This window comes from Paenibacillus alkalitolerans, assembly GCF_016482785.1.
Lineage (GTDB): Bacteria > Bacillota > Bacilli > Paenibacillales > YIM-B00363 > Paenibacillus_AE > Paenibacillus_AE alkalitolerans.
Map to the genome: position 1 here is coordinate 1 of NZ_JAEMXM010000029.1, position 19,393 is coordinate 19,393.

Annotated in this window: 21 protein-coding genes; 20 read left to right on the forward strand and 1 reads right to left on the reverse strand. The window is 53.9% G+C overall.

Translation table 11 applies throughout. The features are described 5' to 3' along the window. Positions 1-488 precede the first annotated feature (488 nt). From accB to JET16_RS26635, 19 genes are all read left to right on the forward strand, one after another. Positions 489-1,004 carry an acetyl-CoA carboxylase biotin carboxyl carrier protein gene (gene accB, locus JET16_RS26545; protein ID WP_199622804.1) on the forward strand — a complete coding sequence of 172 codons (516 nt, stop codon included), beginning with the start codon at positions 489-491 and terminating at the stop codon, positions 1,002-1,004. Between the two features lie 22 nt (positions 1,005-1,026). After that, positions 1,027-2,370: an acetyl-CoA carboxylase biotin carboxylase subunit gene (accC, locus tag JET16_RS26550; protein ID WP_199622807.1), complete on the forward strand. Its 1,344-nt coding sequence runs from the start codon at positions 1,027-1,029 to the stop codon at positions 2,368-2,370. A 94-nt stretch (positions 2,371-2,464) separates the two neighbouring features. Continuing rightward, positions 2,465-2,878 (forward strand): Asp23/Gls24 family envelope stress response protein, encoded by a 414-nt coding sequence (locus JET16_RS26555; protein WP_199622810.1) that lies wholly within the window; start codon positions 2,465-2,467, stop codon positions 2,876-2,878. An 85-nt stretch (positions 2,879-2,963) separates the two neighbouring features. Beyond that, complete coding sequence (gene amaP / locus JET16_RS26560) at positions 2,964-3,509, forward strand: alkaline shock response membrane anchor protein AmaP (RefSeq protein ID WP_199622813.1); 546 nt, start codon at positions 2,964-2,966, stop codon at positions 3,507-3,509. A 9-nt stretch (positions 3,510-3,518) separates the two neighbouring features. Beyond that, the gene (locus JET16_RS26565) at positions 3,519-3,764 is read left to right on the forward strand and encodes a DUF2273 domain-containing protein (protein WP_199622816.1); all 246 of its coding nucleotides are present in this window, start codon (positions 3,519-3,521) and stop codon (positions 3,762-3,764) included. A gap of 86 nt (positions 3,765-3,850) precedes the next feature. After that, entirely contained in the window at positions 3,851-4,312 is a 462-nt protein-coding gene (gene nusB / locus JET16_RS26570) for a transcription antitermination factor NusB (RefSeq protein ID WP_199622827.1), read from the forward strand. 18 nt (positions 4,313-4,330) lie between these two features. Beyond that, positions 4,331-5,197, forward strand: coding sequence for a bifunctional methylenetetrahydrofolate dehydrogenase/methenyltetrahydrofolate cyclohydrolase FolD (folD, locus tag JET16_RS26575; protein WP_199622830.1), 867 nt, complete (start codon positions 4,331-4,333; stop codon positions 5,195-5,197). A gap of 61 nt (positions 5,198-5,258) precedes the next feature. Continuing rightward, the gene (xseA, locus tag JET16_RS26580) at positions 5,259-6,566 is read left to right on the forward strand and encodes an exodeoxyribonuclease VII large subunit (protein WP_233532325.1); all 1,308 of its coding nucleotides are present in this window, start codon (positions 5,259-5,261) and stop codon (positions 6,564-6,566) included. After that, positions 6,559-6,813 (forward strand): exodeoxyribonuclease VII small subunit, encoded by a 255-nt coding sequence (gene xseB / locus JET16_RS26585; RefSeq protein ID WP_199622834.1) that lies wholly within the window; start codon positions 6,559-6,561, stop codon positions 6,811-6,813. The genes xseA and xseB overlap by 8 nt, the downstream gene beginning before the upstream one ends. Continuing rightward, entirely contained in the window at positions 6,794-7,717 is a 924-nt protein-coding gene (locus JET16_RS26590; RefSeq protein ID WP_407673202.1) for a polyprenyl synthetase family protein, read from the forward strand. The genes xseB and JET16_RS26590 overlap by 20 nt, the downstream gene beginning before the upstream one ends. 1,078 nt (positions 7,718-8,795) lie before the next feature. Beyond that, complete coding sequence (locus JET16_RS26595; protein WP_199622837.1) at positions 8,796-9,425, forward strand: hypothetical protein; 630 nt, start codon at positions 8,796-8,798, stop codon at positions 9,423-9,425. Next, positions 9,397-11,289: a 1-deoxy-D-xylulose-5-phosphate synthase gene (dxs, locus tag JET16_RS26600; RefSeq protein ID WP_199622849.1), complete on the forward strand. Its 1,893-nt coding sequence runs from the start codon at positions 9,397-9,399 to the stop codon at positions 11,287-11,289. The genes JET16_RS26595 and dxs overlap by 29 nt, the downstream gene beginning before the upstream one ends. After that, positions 11,282-12,121, forward strand: a complete 840-nt coding sequence (locus tag JET16_RS26605) for a TlyA family RNA methyltransferase (protein ID WP_199622852.1) — start codon at positions 11,282-11,284, stop codon at positions 12,119-12,121. The genes dxs and JET16_RS26605 overlap by 8 nt, the downstream gene beginning before the upstream one ends. Positions 12,122-12,184: 63 nt before the next feature. Beyond that, entirely contained in the window at positions 12,185-12,640 is a 456-nt protein-coding gene (locus JET16_RS26610) for a hypothetical protein (RefSeq protein WP_233532317.1), read from the forward strand. A 1-nt stretch (position 12,641) separates the two neighbouring features. Then, positions 12,642-13,091 (forward strand): transcriptional regulator AhrC/ArgR, encoded by a 450-nt coding sequence (gene ahrC, locus JET16_RS26615; protein ID WP_199622868.1) that lies wholly within the window; start codon positions 12,642-12,644, stop codon positions 13,089-13,091. A gap of 38 nt (positions 13,092-13,129) precedes the next feature. Beyond that, the gene (gene recN / locus JET16_RS26620) at positions 13,130-14,833 is read left to right on the forward strand and encodes a DNA repair protein RecN (protein ID WP_199622871.1); all 1,704 of its coding nucleotides are present in this window, start codon (positions 13,130-13,132) and stop codon (positions 14,831-14,833) included. Positions 14,834-14,942: 109 nt separating this feature from the next. After that, positions 14,943-16,271 (forward strand): SpoIVB peptidase, encoded by a 1,329-nt coding sequence (gene spoIVB / locus JET16_RS26625; protein ID WP_199622889.1) that lies wholly within the window; start codon positions 14,943-14,945, stop codon positions 16,269-16,271. Between the two features lie 160 nt (positions 16,272-16,431). Continuing rightward, positions 16,432-17,256: a sporulation transcription factor Spo0A gene (gene spo0A / locus JET16_RS26630; protein ID WP_199622903.1), complete on the forward strand. Its 825-nt coding sequence runs from the start codon at positions 16,432-16,434 to the stop codon at positions 17,254-17,256. Between the two features lie 493 nt (positions 17,257-17,749). Then, positions 17,750-17,947, forward strand: coding sequence for a hypothetical protein (locus JET16_RS26635; protein ID WP_199622906.1), 198 nt, complete (start codon positions 17,750-17,752; stop codon positions 17,945-17,947). A 199-nt stretch (positions 17,948-18,146) separates the two neighbouring features. Here JET16_RS26635 and JET16_RS26640 read toward each other — a convergent pair whose 3' ends face one another. Then, positions 18,147-18,704, reverse strand: coding sequence for a hypothetical protein (locus JET16_RS26640; protein ID WP_199622909.1), 558 nt, complete (start codon positions 18,702-18,704; stop codon positions 18,147-18,149). Between the two features lie 259 nt (positions 18,705-18,963). Between JET16_RS26640 and JET16_RS26645 the strand changes: the two genes are divergently transcribed. Continuing rightward, the gene (locus JET16_RS26645) at positions 18,964-19,386 is read left to right on the forward strand and encodes a cupredoxin domain-containing protein (RefSeq protein ID WP_199622912.1); all 423 of its coding nucleotides are present in this window, start codon (positions 18,964-18,966) and stop codon (positions 19,384-19,386) included. Positions 19,387-19,393: the final 7 nt, after the last annotated feature.

Here is a 19,393-nt window from a genome sequence, read left to right on the forward strand (position 1 = left end):
ATTCACTACGATGACTCCAATACGATTAAGGGGCTTTAGAGATTGCGTACACACTATTGCCATAGTCGCAAAAGTACGAAAAAAAACGCCCCATGACATACATAACAACGACAGTTTATGTACATTCTGTCACCATAATGATCATGCGCTGGACAAATGTACCACACGTTTGAAAATAAACATCGTGAAGATCATCTATTCCGACAAATGATGTCCGGATATGTGTGCTGCGAATGCGGGATTCAGGCGCTGAAAATAGAAGCCCTTAAATTATTCGACAGGTGAACATATGTCCGGCAAGCGGCAGGCACGCGTCATTAAAGGATATATTAACCGGAGCAAACGCCCGAAAATCGCGCGTGTCCAAGAAATTCTAGACTACAATTAAGTTTATGTTATAATACATACGTCGCTTTTGCGAAACACAAGCCGCGGCGGATAAACGGCCGCCGCCGGCAAGTTTGCCTTAGGGAGTGAACAGCGCTGCAATGTATAAATTGAGCGAAATTAAAGAGTTGATCAAACTTGTAGACAGCACTAGCATACAGGAGCTGCAAATCGAGAACGAGAACGGAAAGCTGACGATCCGCAAGCCGGAACCGAAGGCCGCCGATGCGGCAGCCGTTGCTCAACATGCCGTGTTTGCGCAACCGGCATATGTACCCGCACCTGTAAGCGTGCCGCAGCAAACCGCCGTACATACGTCCGCTTTGCCGGCCGCGCAGCAATTGCCCGAGGCCAAGGCGGAGCAGGCCGATAACGCCGACTTGCACCGAATCGTCTCGCCGATGGTCGGCACGTTCTATGCGGCATCCTCGCCCGGAGCGGACGCTTACGTCAAGGTTGGCGACACCGTCAATGAAAAGACCGTCGTGTGCATCGTTGAAGCGATGAAGCTGATGAATGAGATCGAAGCGGAAGTCAAAGGACAGATCGTTGAAATATTGGTGGAGAACGGCCAGTTGGTGGAGTACGGTCAACCGCTCTTTTTGGTGAAGAGGTAAGCGGCAACGGGAGGATAAACGGATGAAGTTTCAGAAAGTGCTGGTAGCCAACCGCGGCGAGATTGCGGTGAGAGTCATTCGCGCCTGCAGAGAACTCGGTATTTATACGGTTGCCGTATACTCCGAAGCGGACCGGGATGCGCTTCACGTGCGTCTGGCCGACGAAGCGTATTGCATCGGTCCGACCGCTTCGAAGGACAGCTACTTGAATATGACGAACATCATGAGCGTGGCGACTTTGACCGGGACGGATGCGATTCATCCGGGCTACGGTTTTCTTGCGGAGAACGCCGATTTCGCCGAAATATGCGAACGATGCGATATCGTCTTTATCGGACCGTCCCCGGAAGCGATTTCGAAGATGGGGGACAAGTCCGTAGCGAAGCAGACAATGCGCGATGCGAACGTTCCGGTCATCCCCGGATCCGCCGGCTTGATCGATACGTTGGATGATGCGGTAGCGGTCGCGCGGGATATCGGTTATCCGGTCGTCATTAAAGCGACGGCCGGCGGCGGAGGCAAAGGCATCCGGATCGCCCAGAACGAAGAGGAGCTAATTCACGGAATGACGGCCGCACAGCAGGAAGCGCAGAAAGCGTTCGGCAACGGCGGCGTCTACCTGGAGAAGTTTTTGACCGGCATGAAGCACGTGGAAATTCAAATATTGGCGGATAAGCACGGGAACGTCGTTCATCTCGGCGAACGCGATTGCTCCGTACAGCGCCGCCGGCAGAAGCTGGTCGAAGAAGCCCCTTGCCCGGTGCTTTCTCCCGAGGTGCGCGAGCGGATGGGAGAAGCGGCCGTTCGCGCCGCCCGCGCGGTAAACTACTCCGGGGCGGGCACGCTGGAATTTTTGCTCGGACCCGACGAACAATTTTACTTTATGGAAATGAATACTCGGATCCAAGTCGAGCATCCTGTGACGGAGATGGTTACCGGAATCGACATTGTGAAGGAAATGATATCGGTTGCCGAGGGCAATCCTCTCAGTTTCCGGCAAGAAGACGTAGTCATTGGCGGCCATTCGATCGAATGCCGTGTGAATGCGGAAGATCCGACCCGCGGATTTATGCCGTCGGCCGGAAAAATCGAGTTTTATCTTCCGCCGGGAGGAGCAGGCGTTCGCGTCGACAGCGCCGCTTATCCGGGGTATGTCATTCCGCCTCACTACGATTCAATGATCGCAAAGCTGATCGTATGGGCGCCGACAAGGGAAGAGGCAATCGCAAGAATGAAACGGTCGTTAAGCGAGTTTGCGGTGGACGGCGTGCATACGACGATACCTTTTCACCAGAAATTAATGGATCACCCGAAATTTGCGAAAGGCGATTTCGACATTAAATTTCTGGAAGAATACGAGATATGATCGAAAACCGCCGGAGCAAAAGAAAAACTAAATTTGTCATAAATTTTGCCTGGTGGTATAGTTATAGAAGTATGACAAGGGAGGTTGATCGACCATGAACACGATTGCACCGGATTTCGTTAAAACCGACATGGGGAATATACAAATCGCTCCGGAAGTGATTGAAATCATCGCCGGTTTGGCAACGGTGGAAGTGGAAGGCGTTGCCGGCATGAGCGGCGGGTTCGCTAGCGGCGTCGCCGAAATGCTCGGCCGGAAGAACTTGTCGAAGGGCGTGAAGGTTGAGGTCGGCCAAAGAGAAGCGGCTGTGGACGTTTCGGTGGTCATCGAATACGGCCGCCGTATCCCGGAAGTCGCGACGGAAATTCAAGCGAACGTGAAGAACGCGATCGAGTCGATGACGGGCTTGGGCGTGGTGGAAGTGAACGTACACATCCACGACGTTCTGTTCAAAGGACAAGAAAAGACGGAAGAAGAAGAGGTCACGGGTATCACGCGTGTGAAGTGAATCGATTTCTTAGCCGGATCATATGAAAACCCCCGACGAATGCGTTTGGGGGTTTCCTCTTAAATTAAAGAAGGGAAGATTGCCGTTGGCCAGAGTATTTGACAAATTCCTGCTCTTTATATACAGTCTGATCGTTCTTATAGCCACTATCCTCGGCATTGCGATCGTAATCGAGTGGATTCCGCAAGAGGAACTCGATACACTATATGCGAATCCAGGAGTAAATTATGCAGCTCTTGTCGCAATTGTCGTGCTTTTTTTGCTGTCGCTTCGATTTTTGTACATATCGCTTCGCAGAAGCCGGGAGCGCACCGGTTCCATCGACCAGCGCACCGACTTTGGAGATGTTCGCATTTCTTTGGAGACGGTGGAAAATTTGTCTTTGAAAGCGGCTTCGCGCATAAGAGGCGTGAAAGATTTGCGTTCGCGGGTTCGCGTTACCGACAGCGGCTTGGAAATTCAAATCCGGACGGTCATTGACGGAGAGTCGTCTATTCCGCAGTTGACGGAAGAGATGCAGCGCGGAGTGAAAGAGCACATTGAAGAAGTGACGGGCATCCCGGTTTCCTCGGTAACGGTTTATGTGGCCAACGTCGTACAAACCCAAACCTTCAAAGCCCGTGTAGAGTAGGTGCCGCACATGTGGAAATTACTCGCGGAGCGTGTAACCGAGTGGGTTGGCGCCGGGAGGATCGGACGGCTGTTGGGGACGGCGGCCGGCGTCGTTCTCGGATTCATTTATCTCATTTGGGGATTTTGGGATATGCTCGCGTTTGCTCTGATTGTGACGATCGGCTACACGCTCGGTTTAAAATCGGACTTTCGGGAAAAATGGTTTGATATACGGTCCGTTTTGCGTTGGTTGACGGACAGATGGTACAAGTAGCGGCTATCCGCTTCATTGAGAATGTGCTTCGTCGGAAGCTTTTCTTCATCATACAGAACGTTTGAGCGCAGGAGGATGTTTACCTTATGAAACGGAGATCCGCGAGAGCGATCGCGGTGCAATGCCTTTACATTATGGAGATGAACCGGGTAAACCCGGATATTGCGCTGAGAACCGCAATGGAAGAGGCGTTGAACGATAACGAGTCGGGCATGGATATGACCGGTGCGGACGAACTTATGGTTTATGTTAAGGAATATGTTCATGATATAGTTCGGTTGAAGCCGGAAATCGACGAGATTCTCGCGAAATATTTGCAAGGCTGGCAGGTCGACCGCTTATCGAAAGTCGACAGGGAAGTGCTTCGGCTGGCCGTCTTTGAGATGGTCTACAAAGACGATATCCCGCCGAAGGTGGCGGTGAACGAAGCGATCGAGCTTGCGAAGCATTTCGGCACGGACGAGTCCGGCAAGTTCGTAAACGGCGTACTCGGCAAGCTGATCAAGCAGCTGGACGACATTAAGGCGGCGGCAAAACCGACGCAGTAAACGAACGGGGGAAAAACAGTGACGGCAACGATTATGGACGGGAAGCTGATTGCGAAACAATTGAAGGAGCGGTTGAAGGGGGAGATTCAATCTCTCGCCGCTTTGGGCATTAAGCCGGGACTGGCGGTCGTGCTGGTCGGCGAAGATCCGGCTTCTCACGTATACGTCAGAAACAAAGAGAAGGCGTGCGCGGAGCTCGGATTGCACTCCGAAGTGCACAAGCTGCCGGACAACGTCGAACAGGACAAGCTTATCGATTTGATTCGTCTTCTTAATGCAAGCGAAGAGATTCACGGCATTCTCGTGCAGAAGCCTCTCCCTTCCCATATCGATGACAAAGCCGTGATCGGCGCGATCTCGGTCGACAAGGACGTGGACGGATTCCATCCGGTCAGCGTCGGCAACTTGCTCATCGGCGACGAAGGGTTTGTTCCGTGCACGCCGGCGGGCGTCATGGAGATGCTCAGCGTCATGAACATAGACGTGGCGGGCAAGCGGGCGGTCGTTATCGGCCGCAGCAATATCGTCGGCAAGCCGATGGCGGCGCTGCTCATCCGGGCGCACGCAACCGTCACGGTGTGCCATTCCCGGACGCCGAACTTGGCGGAGGTTACTCGCGAAGCGGACATAGTCATAGCGGCGATCGGCAAAACGAAGCTCGTCGGCGCTGAGCACGTGCGGCCGGGAGCGGTCGTCATCGACGTCGGCGTAAATCGTCTGCCCGACGGCACATTGGCAGGGGATGTCGACTTCGATGCGGTGAAGGAAATCGCGTCGGCCATTACGCCCGTTCCAGGCGGGGTAGGGCGAATGACCATAGCCATGCTCATGAAAAATACGGTGGAGGCGGCCAAAAATTTAAGTGCGGCCCGGATCGGCGGGTGAGGCTGCCTTGGATTCCAATAGAAAAATTTATTCGATCAAAGAGCTGACCCGGTATGTGAAGATGAAGCTCGAATCCGATGCGCTGCTTCAAGACGTATGGGTTCGAGGCGAGATTTCCAATTTCACGAGACATTCCAGCGGTCATATGTATTTCACGCTGAAAGATAAAGACAGCCGGATTAAATGCGTTATGTTTGCGGCCCAGGCCGGCCGCATGCAGTTCATGCCGAAGGACGGCACCCGCGTTATCGCCAGAGGCAATGTTGCGGTATACGAGCGGGACGGACAGTACCAATTTTATATTATGTCGATGCAGCCGGACGGAATCGGAAGCTTGTATTTGGCTTTCGAACAGCTGAAGCGGAAGCTTGAAGAAGAAGGTCTGTTTGCCGCGGAGCGCAAACGCCCGATTCCCCGGTTTCCCGGAGCGATCGGTGTCATAACGTCTCCGACGGGCGCGGCGGTGCGCGATATCGTCATAACGCTGCAGAGAAGGTATCCGTCCGCTCCGGTGCTGTTGTGCCCCGTGTCGGTCCAGGGGACGGGCGCGGCGCCTTCGATTGTGAAAGCGATTCGATTGATGAATGAGAGACGCGAAGTCGACGTGCTGATCGTCGGACGCGGAGGCGGCTCTCTTGAGGAGCTGTGGGCGTTCAACGAGGAGGCGGTCGCCCGCGCCATCGCCTCGTCGGCGATTCCGGTCATCTCAGCCGTCGGGCACGAGACCGATTTTACCATTGCCGACTTCGTGGCCGATCTGCGGGCGGCGACGCCGACAGCTGCGGCGGAGCTGGCGGTTCCTCACCGGACGGAGCTTCGGCAAACGGTCGGGCATCTGGCGCAGCGGCTGCAAAACGGACTTATGAATCAGGTGTCAAGGAAACGAGAAAAACTTGTGCGCTTGAAGCGTTCCCCCTTCCTCACGGATCCGCGCCGGCAATTGACGATGCAGCAAGCTGTACGGTTGGACCGTCTCACTTCGGCTTTGACGTACCGTTTGAAAACGACAGCGGCAGGGGCAAAGGATCGGTTCGGCAGATTGGACCGGCGGCTGGCCGGCACGAATCCCCGGGAACACGCGCGCCACGCTTCCAGGCGGCTCGATATGGCAAAGCTGAAGCTGCTCCAAGGGATGAGCGCGCAAGTGAAGGATGCGAAGCACGGATTCGCCTTGCAGCTGAAACGGCTGGACGCGTTAAGCCCTCTGAAGGTGATGCAGCGGGGCTACAGCCTTGTTTACAATGAGCGCAAACAGCTGGTAAAATCGATCGAACAAGTGCAATTGGGGGACCTTGTCCGAGTGAAATTGTCGGACGGAGAGCTGGACTGCCAGGTGTGGTCCATGAAGGGGGAGAACGCGGATGTCTGAACAAGAGATCGGTTTTGAGGAAGCGATGGAGCAGCTGGAACGGATCGTTGCTAAGCTGGAAGGCGGCGACGTTCCGCTTGAACAAGCGATCGAGCTGTTCCAAGAAGGAATGCGGTTGTCCCGCATATGCGGACAGAAGCTGGAAAATGTCGAGAGAAAGATTGAGATGCTGCTGGAAGAAGACGGGCAGACGGTGAAGAAGCCGTTCTCGCCGGCGGAAGAGAAAGGTGAAGACGTTGGCTTTTAACCGGGACGCGTCTATTACGGAATATATCGCCTATTACGGTGAAGTGATGGGCAAGGCGTTTGAGGATATTTTGCCTAAGGAGTGGGATATCCCCGACGCATTGCGGCAGTCAATGACCTACTCGTTGCTTGCCGGCGGAAAGCGGATGCGGCCGGTGCTTGCGATCGCCGCGGCGGAAGCGCTGGGGGGATGCGCCGATGACGTCATTCCGGCCGCCTGCGCGGTGGAACTCGTCCACACGTATTCGTTGATCCACGACGATCTTCCGGCTATCGATAACGACGACTATCGCCGGGGAAAGCTCACGAACCATAAGGTGTACGGCGAAGCGATGGCGATTTTGGCAGGGGACGCGCTTCTGACTCATGCGTTCCACTGCTTGGCCGCTATGCCTCTCCGTTGCCCGAACGTGCCGCCGGCCGCCGCGCTCGCCATCGCGGCGGAGCTTGCGTATTATGCCGGAGCAGCCGGGATGGTCGGCGGACAAGCGGCCGACATTCTCGGCGAGCAGGGGGTTACCACTCTCGCCCAGCTTGAGTATATTCATACGCATAAGACCAGCGATTTGATCGTGTTTTCTCTTCGGGCCGGCGGGAGAGTCGCCGGGGCGGACGACGCGCAGCTGGAAGCGTTAGCCGCTTTCGGCCGTTCGATCGGGCTCGCCTTTCAAATCCAAGACGATATACTGGATGTGATCGGCGATTCCGAGAAGCTGGGCAAAAGCACGAATAGCGACACGGAACGCAATAAAGTGACGTACCCGTACCTCATCGGTATGGAGGAAAGCAAGAGAAAGGTGGCGGAGCTGACGAATTCGGCCAAATCCGCGCTCGCCGACGGCGGAATAACGGAAACTCGCCGCTTGCTTCAGTTGGCTGATTATTTGATGTCCCGGGAATCTTAAATGCTTTTTTTCACGCGATAATACGTACCGGTCAGTCGACCGTTGCATTGGAGAATATTAGTGGGATTTGCGAATATAACGGCCCAAAAGATAGTTAATAACGTCCCGGAGCACGATTAGAGGCGCGAGACACGTTATGAACGGTCATTTGGGCCGTTTTTTGTTAGGAAAAGCACGCCGCGGCGTTATTAAGAGCATTTTCGACCGTTATCGAAAGCTGCAGTGACGGCAGGTACGTTTTTTGAGGGCGAACGCACTAAATATGCGCGCAAACGGCTTCACCTTTCGTTGAGGGGGGAAATCGCGCTGTGGTATAATCAATAAGGTATAATGGAGTGGCGCAGTATTCTAGTCGGCCTACCGTTTTGAGGGCGAGCCTAAAAATTCGCCGAAGGGCACATCGATGAAGTTCCTGGTGCCGGCTTTCGACGCCCAGTCGGGGGCTGGTGGTGGGAGTTAAGGTTGTGGGGCGATCCGCAACGGCATGCGGGCGTTGACCCTGCTTCCGCGGAGGCCCAAGTGCGTGGCGGCCGGGTTCGTACGGTGGATTCCACTGGCATGAGCGACCGGTCACGGCTTGGGGTATGAACCTGCATTTCGTTTGCCCGGAATCGGCATTGAACAAGTATGAGAGTCCGAAGCCGGCTTCGCGGGTTTGCGGTGCAGCGTAGCCTGCCTTGAGTGAACTACGAGGGATTATAGATTTAGGCGCGGTCCGCTCTCGGCCAAGAGCGCCGTCGGCCCCATGCTATATGAAATCTGGTTTGCAAAAGAGGCTAAAAAACGGTTCAAGCGCTGTTGAGGAAAACTCCTAGACTGTTCATAGCCATGAGGCTCTCTGGGGATTATAGTGTGGACTAAGTGGTAATCCAGTCTGGCTTTGGTGACGACCTCGCTTGGTTTGCTCAGCGAGCGAAAGCGCCTGCGGCGACGAGCCAAGACGGGCTTAAAGGGTAACCGCCCCGCACGGCGACGGGGGGTGCCCGTTTGGGAAAACCTACTGGACCTAAGCCGCAGCATTTACTCAGGGAGCTGCCACTCGCCTTTCTTTTTAACGCGGAGGAGCTTGTGCAATAGAATGAAATTTCTATGGAAAAACTCTATTCAATGGAGTGTTTTAATAGCCATTCTTACGTTTATTCTTGCGAGCGTTTTCTCCATCGTGTCTACAGCCATACTGGAGGGCGTCTCCTGGGCGGCCGGAATGGCGATTGTATTTATAATCATTCTTATAGGAATCGTGTTCGATATGATGGGTCTCGCTTCGGCTTCGGCGAAGGAAACGCCGTTTCACGCAATGGCGGCGGAGAAAGTGCCCGGCGCGAAGCACGCTATCGCCATTGTCCGCAATGCCGACCGGTTTTCCAACTTCTGCAACGACGTAATCGGCGACATCGCCGGCATCATAAGCGGGACCGCTTCCGCATTGGTTGTCGTAAAGCTGGTCGGCTCGGCGGCGGATGGGGAGCAGATGTTGACGGCGGCCGCCACAATATTGTTTTCCGGCGTCGTTTCGGCGCTTACTGTCGGCGGCAAGGCGGTAGGCAAATCGTTCGCCATCCACTACTCGACGGCGATCGTTCTGTATGTCGGAAAGTTCTTTTATATGCTTGAACGGCGGTTTGGGATCCGCTTCATGAACGGGAAAAAGAAGAACAACGGAAAGCGGGGAAACAAACATGCTGCTCGAACAAATCAATCAGCCTAGCGATCTCAAGCGTCTTAGCTCGTCCGAATTGGAACAGCTGGCTCATGAAATCCGTCAATTTCTCATAAACAATTTATCCGTAACCGGCGGGCATTTGTCTCCGAACCTTGGGGTCGTCGAGTTGACGATCGTGCTGCATTATGTGTTCAACAGTCCCCGCGATAAATTTATTTTCGACGTCGGACACCAAGCATACGTTCATAAAATATTGACGGGTAGGCGCGAACGCTTCCCTACTTTGCGCAAGCACAAAGGGTTATGCGGTTTTATCAAGCGTTCCGAATCGGAGCACGACGTTTGGGAAGCGGGACACAGCAGCACGTCTCTTTCGGCGGCGATGGGGATGGCGATCGCCCGCGATTTGAAAGGCGAAGACCACAAAGTGGTGGCCATAATCGGGGACGGGGCGATGACGGGCGGGATGGCGTTCGAAGCGTTAAACCATATCGGCCACGAGCGTAAAAACTTAACCGTCGTTCTGAACGACAACGAGATGTCCATCGCGCCGAACGTCGGGGCGCTTCACAATTACTTAAACAAAATCCGTTCCGACAAAACTTACATCCGAGCGAAAGACGAAGTGGAGCATCTTTTAAAGCGGGTGCCCGCGATCGGCGGGACGCTTGCCAGCTGGGCGGAGAAAGTGAAGGACAGTCTGAAATATTTGGTCGTTTCCGGCGTTCTGTTCGAAGAGCTGGGATATACGTATATCGGGCCTGTGGACGGCCACAATATACCGCTGTTGCTTGACACGTTCAAGCACTCCGAGAAGATAGCCGGGCCGGTGCTTATACATGTCGTTACGACGAAAGGCAAAGGCTATGCGCCGGCGGAGGCGGATTCGCACACTTGGCACGGTCTTTCGGGCGCATATAAGATCGAATCGGGTCAAGTGATGAAGTCGTCCGGACCGCCAATGTATACGGAAGTGTTCGGAAAGACGATCATCGAACTGGCCGAAAGCGACCCGCGCATTGTCGCTGTTACGCCCGCCATGCCGGGAGGATCCGGTTTATTGAAATTTGCGGAACGGTTTCCGGACCGCATGTTCGACGTCGGTATCGCCGAACAGCACGCCGCCACAATGTGCGGGGCGCTCGCCGCGGAAGGCATGAAACCGGTGTTCGCCGTATATTCGACTTTCTTGCAGAGGGCGTACGACCAAGTCGTGCACGACATTTGCAGGCAAAACCTGAATGTCGTCTTCGCCATCGACCGGGCGGGTTTTGTCGGGCCCGACGGAGAGACGCACCACGGGGTGTTTGACATTGCGTTCTTGCGACATATCCCGAATATGATGCTCATGATGCCGAAAGATGAGAATGAGCTTCGCGACATGCTGTATACCGCCATACATTACGACGACGGCCCGATCGCGGTGCGTTATCCGCGAATCGCCGGAACCGGTGCGGAATGGGACGGCGAATATCGATCGATTCCGATCGGCTCCTGGGAAACGGTGACGGAAGGCAATGACGCGGCGGTTGTCGCCATAGGGCCGATGGTTTCCGTCGCGGTCGACGCTGCGGCGGCAATGGAGAAAGAAGGCATCTCCGTAAGCGTTGTGAATGCGCGCTTCGTCAAGCCGTTGGATGAACGGATGCTTGCACGGCTTGCGGAACGGAACGTTCCGGTGATCGTATTGGAGGAAGGGGCCGTAACCGGCGGGCTCGGCAGCGCCGTTATCGAATGGTATGCCTTGAACGGCATTCACAATGTAACGGTAAAGCTGTTGGGAATTCCGGACCGGTTCATTGAACACGGCAGCATCCCGGAACAAAGAAGCGAAGCGGGATTGACGAAGGACCGGTTAGTCGATGCCATTCGAACTTCAAGAACGAACGGAGTAAGCGTCGATGTCTGAACGAAAGGAACGGCTTGACGTATTGCTTGTAGAACGGGGGCTGTTCGACAGCCGTGAGAAGGCGAAAGCGGCAGTTATGGCCGGACTCGTCTTCCTGGACGGGGAGCGGATGGAGAAAGCGGGTATGAAAGTGCCGGCCGCCGGCGCCATTACCGTCAAAGGCGAAGTTCACCCTTACGTCAGCAGGGGCGGGCTGAAGCTGGAGAAAGCGATCCGCAGCTTCGGATTGGACTTGAAGGGCGCGACGATGATCGATATCGGCGCATCGACGGGCGGATTTACGGACTGCGCGCTAAAGCACGGAGCTTCGTTCGTATACGCGATCGACGTCGGTACGAACCAGCTTCACTGGTCATTGCGCTCCGACGAGCGGGTTAAGGTGATGGAGCGGTTGAATTTCCGGTTCATTACACCCGAGCATTTAATTGGACCGGAGCCGAATTTTGCCGCAACGGACGTCTCCTTCATTTCCTTGCGGTTGATACTTCCTCCTCTGCGGCCGCTCCTTAAGCCCGGCTGCCGCGTTGTCGCGCTCATTAAACCTCAATTCGAAGCGGGCCGCGAACAGGTGGGCAAATCGGGAGTCGTTCGCGAAGCGGAAATCCATCGCGATGTTCTCCGCCAGGTGACGGTATTTGCGGAAGAGAACGGATACATTCTCGAAGGATTAACGTATTCGCCGATTACCGGAGGGGAAGGGAATATAGAGTTTCTCGCGTTGTGGCGCGTATCCGGCGAACAGCGGACAATGTTGGATGAAACGCGGTCAAGCGAAATCGAAGCGAAAATTTCGGAAGTCGTTGACGAAGCTCACCGATCTCTTGCTATTTGAATGCAGGACAAGCAGGAAACCGTCCGTCTCCCTCGAATTATGAAAAAAGGGAGGTGGAGGAAATTGTCATTCAGCGGCGATGCCGTCGTGCTTCTGCTTGTCGTGTTTGCATTGGCGATATGGGGAATGTATTTGTTTCGCCGTTGGCTGAGGGAAAAGCCCGACATCCCCGTTCCTGTTTCCGACCCGGAGCACCGCCCCTCGGGCGAAGCCGTGGAATTGCTGGCGGAGCACGGATATGAAGTCGTGCACGGGAAGGTGAAAATTCCGATTACCGTACATAAGGACGAACAGAAGCTGACGAGCGCCTTGTTCGTCGACTACTTCGCCAGACGCGATGACAAGATGTATGCCGTCAAGCTTGGGCGTTCGAGGAAACCGATGGATTCGGCCGCAGGAAGTTCGATTCGCGAGCACTTGCTTGTCTACGCTTTACTTTACGACAATACGGCGGGTGTGCTGTATGTAGACACGGACAAGAGACAAGTGCATAAAATCCGTTTTGAGTTGGAGTTGTGACATGAAAGGCCAACGACACATTAAAATTCGTGAAATCATCACGAGCAAAGAAATCGAGACGCAAGACGAGCTGGTGGACGCGCTTCGCGCGTACGGCTTCCCCGTCACGCAGGCGACCGTGTCGCGCGACATCAAGGAGCTGCACCTGGTCAAAGTTCCATTGGCGGACGGGCGTTACAAGTACTCTTTGCCGGCGGATCAGAAGTTTAATCCGGCGATGAAATTGAAGCGGGCTTTGATCGATTATTTCGGCTCGATCGACTATGCGGATCATCTGGTCGTAATGAAAAGCTTGCCCGGCACGGCCAATACGCTGGCTGAACTGATCGATAATTTGGACTGGCCGGATGTGATGGGCACCATCTCCGGCGACAATACGGTATTGATCATCTGCCGGGACAAAAACGCAAGTATGCGCGTCGTGGAACAAATTTTAAACATGCTGTCTTGATCGTCAATTCAACTTGAATATAACGGGAGGGAACGACTTTGCTCCTGGAGTTGTCCGTTAAGCATTTGGCCGTAATCGACCATGTCCGCGTTACTTTTCAAAATGGGTTTCATGTGTTGACCGGGGAAACCGGCGCAGGCAAATCCATATTAATCGATGCGTTAAGTTTTGCAATCGGAGGAAGAGCTTCAGCCGACCTTGTTCGTCATGGGCACGACAAAGCGGAAATCGAGGCTCTTTTTGATGTTCCGCAAGATCATCCGGTTTGGTCCGTATTGGAGGATAACGGCATAGAAGCTTCACCCGACGAGCCGATTATCGTTCGCAGGGACATCGCCGCGACGGGCAAAAGCACCGCCCGTATTAACGGTCAGTTGGTGACGATGGCCACGCTCAAGGCGGCGGGAGAAACGCTCGTCAACATTCACGGCCAGCATGAGCATCAATCGCTGCTGCGAACGGACAAGCACCTCGATTGGCTTGACGCCTATGCGGCGAGAGATATCGAACCGGCGAAACGGGAGTACCGGGCGTTGTACGACCGGTACGTCGATTTAAAGCAAGAATTGGAACAGACGAGGGAAGCGGGCATGACCGCGCTGCAGATGGCCGATCTTTACCGCTTCCAGTGGGAAGAGATCGCCGCAGCAGCACTTACACCGGGCGAAGAGGAATCGCTGCAGGAAGACAAGCGGAAGCTCTCCAATGCGGAGAGGCTGCATACGTCGGCCAACCAAGCGTACGAATTTCTATACGGCAACGGACAAGCATTGGAAGGACTCGGCAAAGCGCTCCAGCGCTTGACGGATATTGTGAAATATGATGAAAAAATGTTGTCGCCATTGTTGGAGCAGCTGCAGTCCGCCTACTACCAGATCGAGGATGCGTCGTATCAGCTCCGCGACTACCGCGAAGGTATCGAATTCAATCCCGAGAAGCTCGACCGGATTGAAAGCCGGCTTCAAACGATTGCCGCTCTTAGACGGAAATACGGCGAAACGGCGGAAGACGTGCTCAACCATGCGCAGCGCATCAAAATCGAGCTCGACCGCCTTGACAATCATGAGGAACGCATCGCGGTTTTGGAGAAACAATTGGAGTCAATACTTGAAGATATGAGGACGTTGGCGGACCGGCTAAGCAGCAAACGGAGGGAAGCCGCTTCCCGGTTGTCGCGCGAGCTTACGGCTCACTTGAAGGATCTTCATATGGAAAAAACGCAGTTCGAAGTCGCTCTCGGATCGACCGGCGACCGCTGGACGAAAGACGGCACGGACACCGCGGAATTCCTTATTTCCCCCAACCCCGGCGAACCGCTCCGAAGCTTGCACAAAATCGCCTCCGGCGGCGAATTGTCGCGTATCATGCTCGCGTTGAAATCGATCTTCGCCAGCGTCGACCGCGTTCCCGTTCTCATCTTCGACGAGGTGGACACGGGAGTGAGCGGCCGCGCCGCACAAGCGATTGCCGAGAAGATGGCGTGGCTTGCAAGAAGCGCGCAGGTGTTCGCGATTACGCATCTGCCGCAAGTGGCGTGCATGGCCGACGCTCAATACGGCATTATGAAGTCGGTCCGGGAAGAGCGGACTTTTACCGAAATACGACGATTAAGCGGGGACGACCGTGCGAAGGAACTGGCACGTATGCTCGGAGGCGTCGAGGTCACAGGAACCACATTGCAGCACGCTCAAGAAATGCTCGCCTTGGCTGAAGACAGAAAAACGGCCTGGTCCCGCGCATAAAGGAATGCATTTGCAGTAATAAAACGATAACGGCGGGGTTACCTTAAAGGTACGTTGTCGGCGAACGATTTCGTCAAACGCGAGGAACGAAAAGGAGCGTGAGGAAGGGTTGACATCCGGCATCAAGAAAAAACTTTTCGGACTTATGCTCGTCTTTATCGTTTGTCTCATTGCCATTTCGCCCCCGTTTCAACATTTTGCCGCGTTTCCCGAGCAATTGAACTTATTTGACGGACAAGGTAAACAGCTTGAATTAAGCATGCCGGTTCACGCTCAAGTTACGGTGAAAAATCCGGATATCGTGAAAGTGAACGGTTTGTCCAAGCCTTCATTCGATTTGAATTTGAAGGAGCCGATTTCTCTAAGGACCGAGCACGCCGGTCAAACGGAGATGCAGTTCAAACTGTTCGGCGCGATTCCCTTCAAAACGGTCAAAGTCAACGTAGTCCCGGATTTGAAAGTGATCCCCGGCGGCCAAACGATTGGAGTGAAAATCAAGTCGAAGGGCATTCTCGTCGTGGGACATCATCTGGTCGACAGCGGCTCCGGGAAAAAATCGTCTCCCGGCGATGATGCGAAAATCAAAGTCGGCGATTTGATTATGGAGATGAACGGGCAGCGGTTGAACGACGTCAACAAAGTGGCGGCCATCGTACAAGAGGCCGGTGAACGGAAGCGGCCGATCGATATCGTTATTTTGCGCAACGGCGAACAGTTTCAAACGAAAATTGCGCCCGCGTGGGATGCAGGCGACAAAGCGTACCGGCTCGGCGTTTATATCCGAGATTCGGCTGCCGGTGTGGGCACCTTAACGTTTTATGCCCCCGATCAGAAGGCTTACGGGGCGTTGGGCCATGTCATTACGGATATGGACACCCAAACTCCGATTGTGGTCGGCGGCGGCGAAATCGTGTATTCAAACGTCACTTCCATTTCGAAAAGCCACAACGGCGAACCAGGCGAGAAGCGGGCGCATTTTTTCCGGGAAAACAAAGTGCTCGGCAACATTGAGAAAAACACCGATTTCGGCATCTTTGGAACAATGAACGAAGCCCCTGATTACGGGACGGAGAAAAACGCGATTCCTGTCGCTTTCGCCAGCGAAGTGAAAGAAGGGCCGGCTCATATTTACACGGTCGTCGACGGGCAAAAGGTCGAAAGATTCAACATTGAAATCGTGCATGTGGCAAAGCAAGCTTTCCCCGCCACGAAAGGCATGATCATAAAAATTACAGACCCGCGATTGATTGAAAAGACGGGCGGAATCGTTCAAGGTATGAGCGGCAGCCCGATCGTGCAGGGCGGCAAGCTGATCGGCGCAGTAACGCATGTGTTCGTGAACGACCCGACCAGCGGTTACGGCTGCTTTATCGAGTGGATGCTGCGGGATGCGGGTATCTTAATGAAATCGCAAGCGGCGAATCCTAAGGCAAGTTGACGCCTTGGGGTTTTCCCCTTTTGGTTTGCAAAAATGGATAATCGTACATTTATACATAGGAAAAATATTTTTCGACAGGAGGATTTTCTTTTCTGGTGTCGAATCCATAATTGACCAGAAAGTAAGCCAGTCTGCGTAGTTTGTTTAAGGAGGATTCGTCTTGCAAACCATCGAAGTTTTGCTGGCTGATGACAATCGCGAATTTGCGAACTTGTTGTCGGAGTACATCGGCGAACAGGACGACATGTCCATCGTCGGAGTTGCCTATAATGGAGAAGAAGTGTTGAAGCTGTTGGAAGAACGCGAGACCGCACCCGATATTTTGATTCTGGACATCATAATGCCCCATCTTGACGGGTTGGGAGTATTGGAGAAGCTTCGCGACGCGGGAATGAATCCGATGCCGAAGATCGTAATGCTTACGGCGTTCGGGCAAGAGAATATTACTCAGAAAGCTGTACAGCTTGGCGCATCGTACTACATCTTGAAGCCGTTCGATATGGAAGTTCTTGCGAACCGAATTCGCCAGCTGGCGGCCTCCCCGGCCTCCGCAACGGGCGGATCCTCAACGGTGCAGATGCATTCCCAGCAGCGCAAACGGCTCACCGTTCCCGCGAAACCGAATGGAAAGCCGAACTTGGATGCGAGCATCACGAACATCATTCACGAAGTCGGCGTTCCGGCGCATATCAAGGGTTATCAGTATTTGCGCGACGCCATCACTATGGTATACAACAATATCGAGCTGTTAAGCGCGGTGACGAAGACGTTGTATCCCGCGATCGCCGAGAAATACCGCACTACGCCTTCCCGCGTGGAACGGGCGATCAGACACGCCATTGAGGTCGCATGGACGCGCGGCAACATCGACTCGATTTCGCATTTGTTCGGTTACACGATCAATATCAGCAAGGCGAAGCCGACGAACAGCGAGTTTATCGCGATGGTGGCCGACAAGCTGCGCATCGAGCATAAGGTCAGCTGAGGAGGCATGAAGTAAGGGATTGCGGAGGGGCGCGGATAGACGCGCTCTTTTTGCTTTTTGCATAAAAAGCGGACGGCCATAAGAGAAACTCGACATTGAATTTTCATTGATGTAACGTAAAAGACCCGGTTTCCCGGGTCTTCTTTGCGACGGCGCCGTTGATTTGGTTCCACTCAGCTTCGGCAAGCAATGAGGCGAACGTTGCTTTAAGGGCAACCGCCTTGCGCGTCTAAAGCCTATAACTGGTCTTTAGCGCATCCCTCGCTTCCTATTTCGAGTCAGAAACCTCTCCGGTACCTTGTTCCGCTGAATTCGCTATCTCCTCCAACGCAACCACGACCCTTCTCGTCGCCGTCGCATGTATATTGTGTGTCGGCGGGGCGCTTTTCAACCGCTTGACGCGTAGGAACATTTTCCCCGGAAAAGACTGTATCGACCGGCTTAATTCCGGCAACACTTGAAGGTATCATGCTTGTTTTCGGAGGTTATGTCGATGAACGCGTTGCTCCGGTTTGTCGGACGGTTGAATTTGTTTTTGTCTTTCTTGATTTTGTTTGCCGTTCACGGATTGCTGTATTTTGGCTTGGACAACGACGATTGGTTCTTTCTGGCGTTGGCGGCTTCCCTCGTATGGACCGGCGTGCTGGCGTTCGTGCAGCTGCTTTCGCGGTCCCGCGCCGGTTCGAAGTAGTTAGGGCTGTGGTTTAACGGAAAATGATGTGCTTATCTGCTGGCACTATCCGGTTGTGCCCTGACGTTAACGGTATTTCATGTACTTAAAATCGTTCCTTTACGGTCCGGAGCGGTATTTCGATTGGATTAAGCACACGAATTTCCGTTAAGGCCTGGATTTTGCTTAGGATGGTTGTTGTTAGATACACGAAATTCCGTTAAGCGAAATTTTGGGATGAAGGCGGCTGGACGGCCGGCGAATTCGCCGTCTGCTCTTGATTGCTTGCGCCCGGCGCGCCGGCAGGCGGTTGTCCGGCGAGGACGTTCGGCGCGGGTTGGAGCAGCCATTCCGGCTTCAGATGTTCCGGCAAATCGGTTCTTACATACTTGCGGATGTCTTCGCCCAAATATTTGCGCATCCGGATCTCCGTCTCCGCTTTGACGAAATGCCACAGCATCTCGAAACTCGCTTTATAGCCCCGGCACCAATATACGCATCCTACGCCTTGATCGTCTCTTTGCTCATCTGTAATCTTGATGCCGTGTTCCCGAAGCCGGTTGCGCAGTTTCGCCAAATCTTTCGTCACTCCGTCCATCGCCCGCTCGATGAGATCGACGTAGGGCTGCTTCGTCTTTAGTTTGCTTTCCGCAATAATCTTGGCGTCCCGGTCGAATACGGTCAGCAGCAGCTGGAGAAGCAGCACTTCCTTGATCGTGCTCAGTTCGTCCACGGCCGTAACCGGAGGAATCGCGGGGACGCGTTCCCGTTTCGCCATTATGCATCACCGCTATACGAATATATGTTCTTATTCTATGCGAAAATACGTTCGTTATGCAACGGGGCGTTTGTGCCAATTGCTGGAACCGCCGGGCATTTACTTGGAAGCGGCGGCTGTGATATAGTTACCTATGGATTTTGTCAAAACTCGTGAAAGTTCAAAAAATTGCCACGTTTGAAGGGCCTTTTGGTGCCCACAGCCGGGGTGCGAGTCCTTATAATATGAGGATGTAGACTGTTTGAGGGGGAACTGCAAGATGTACAAATGGATCGTCTCCGTACTGTTTTTCGGAGCATGCGCAATGGGAATCGGGATTTTATTCAATCAGCTTCCGCAAGCGCCGACGGAGGAAGAGTTGGCCGCCGAGAAAAATGCGCTTAAAATCGTAGCTACCGACTGGGCGTTCGATCAGGAGGAATATACGGTGGAATTGGGATCGACTAAGACGGTCAAATTGGTGAATGAGAAAGGCTTGCACGGCATCGGCATCCAAGAATTGGGCATCGAGCTTCAAGGGGCAACGCTCGAGCAAGAGGTGACGTTCGATAAACCGGGTACGTACGAGATCAGATGTATCGTGCTTTGCGGCCAAGGCCACGCGGACATGGTGGCCAAACTGGTCGTTAAAGAAGGCGCGGAGCCGACGGAAGAAGAAGCTCCGGCGGAAAGTGCGCATTAAGCGGAAG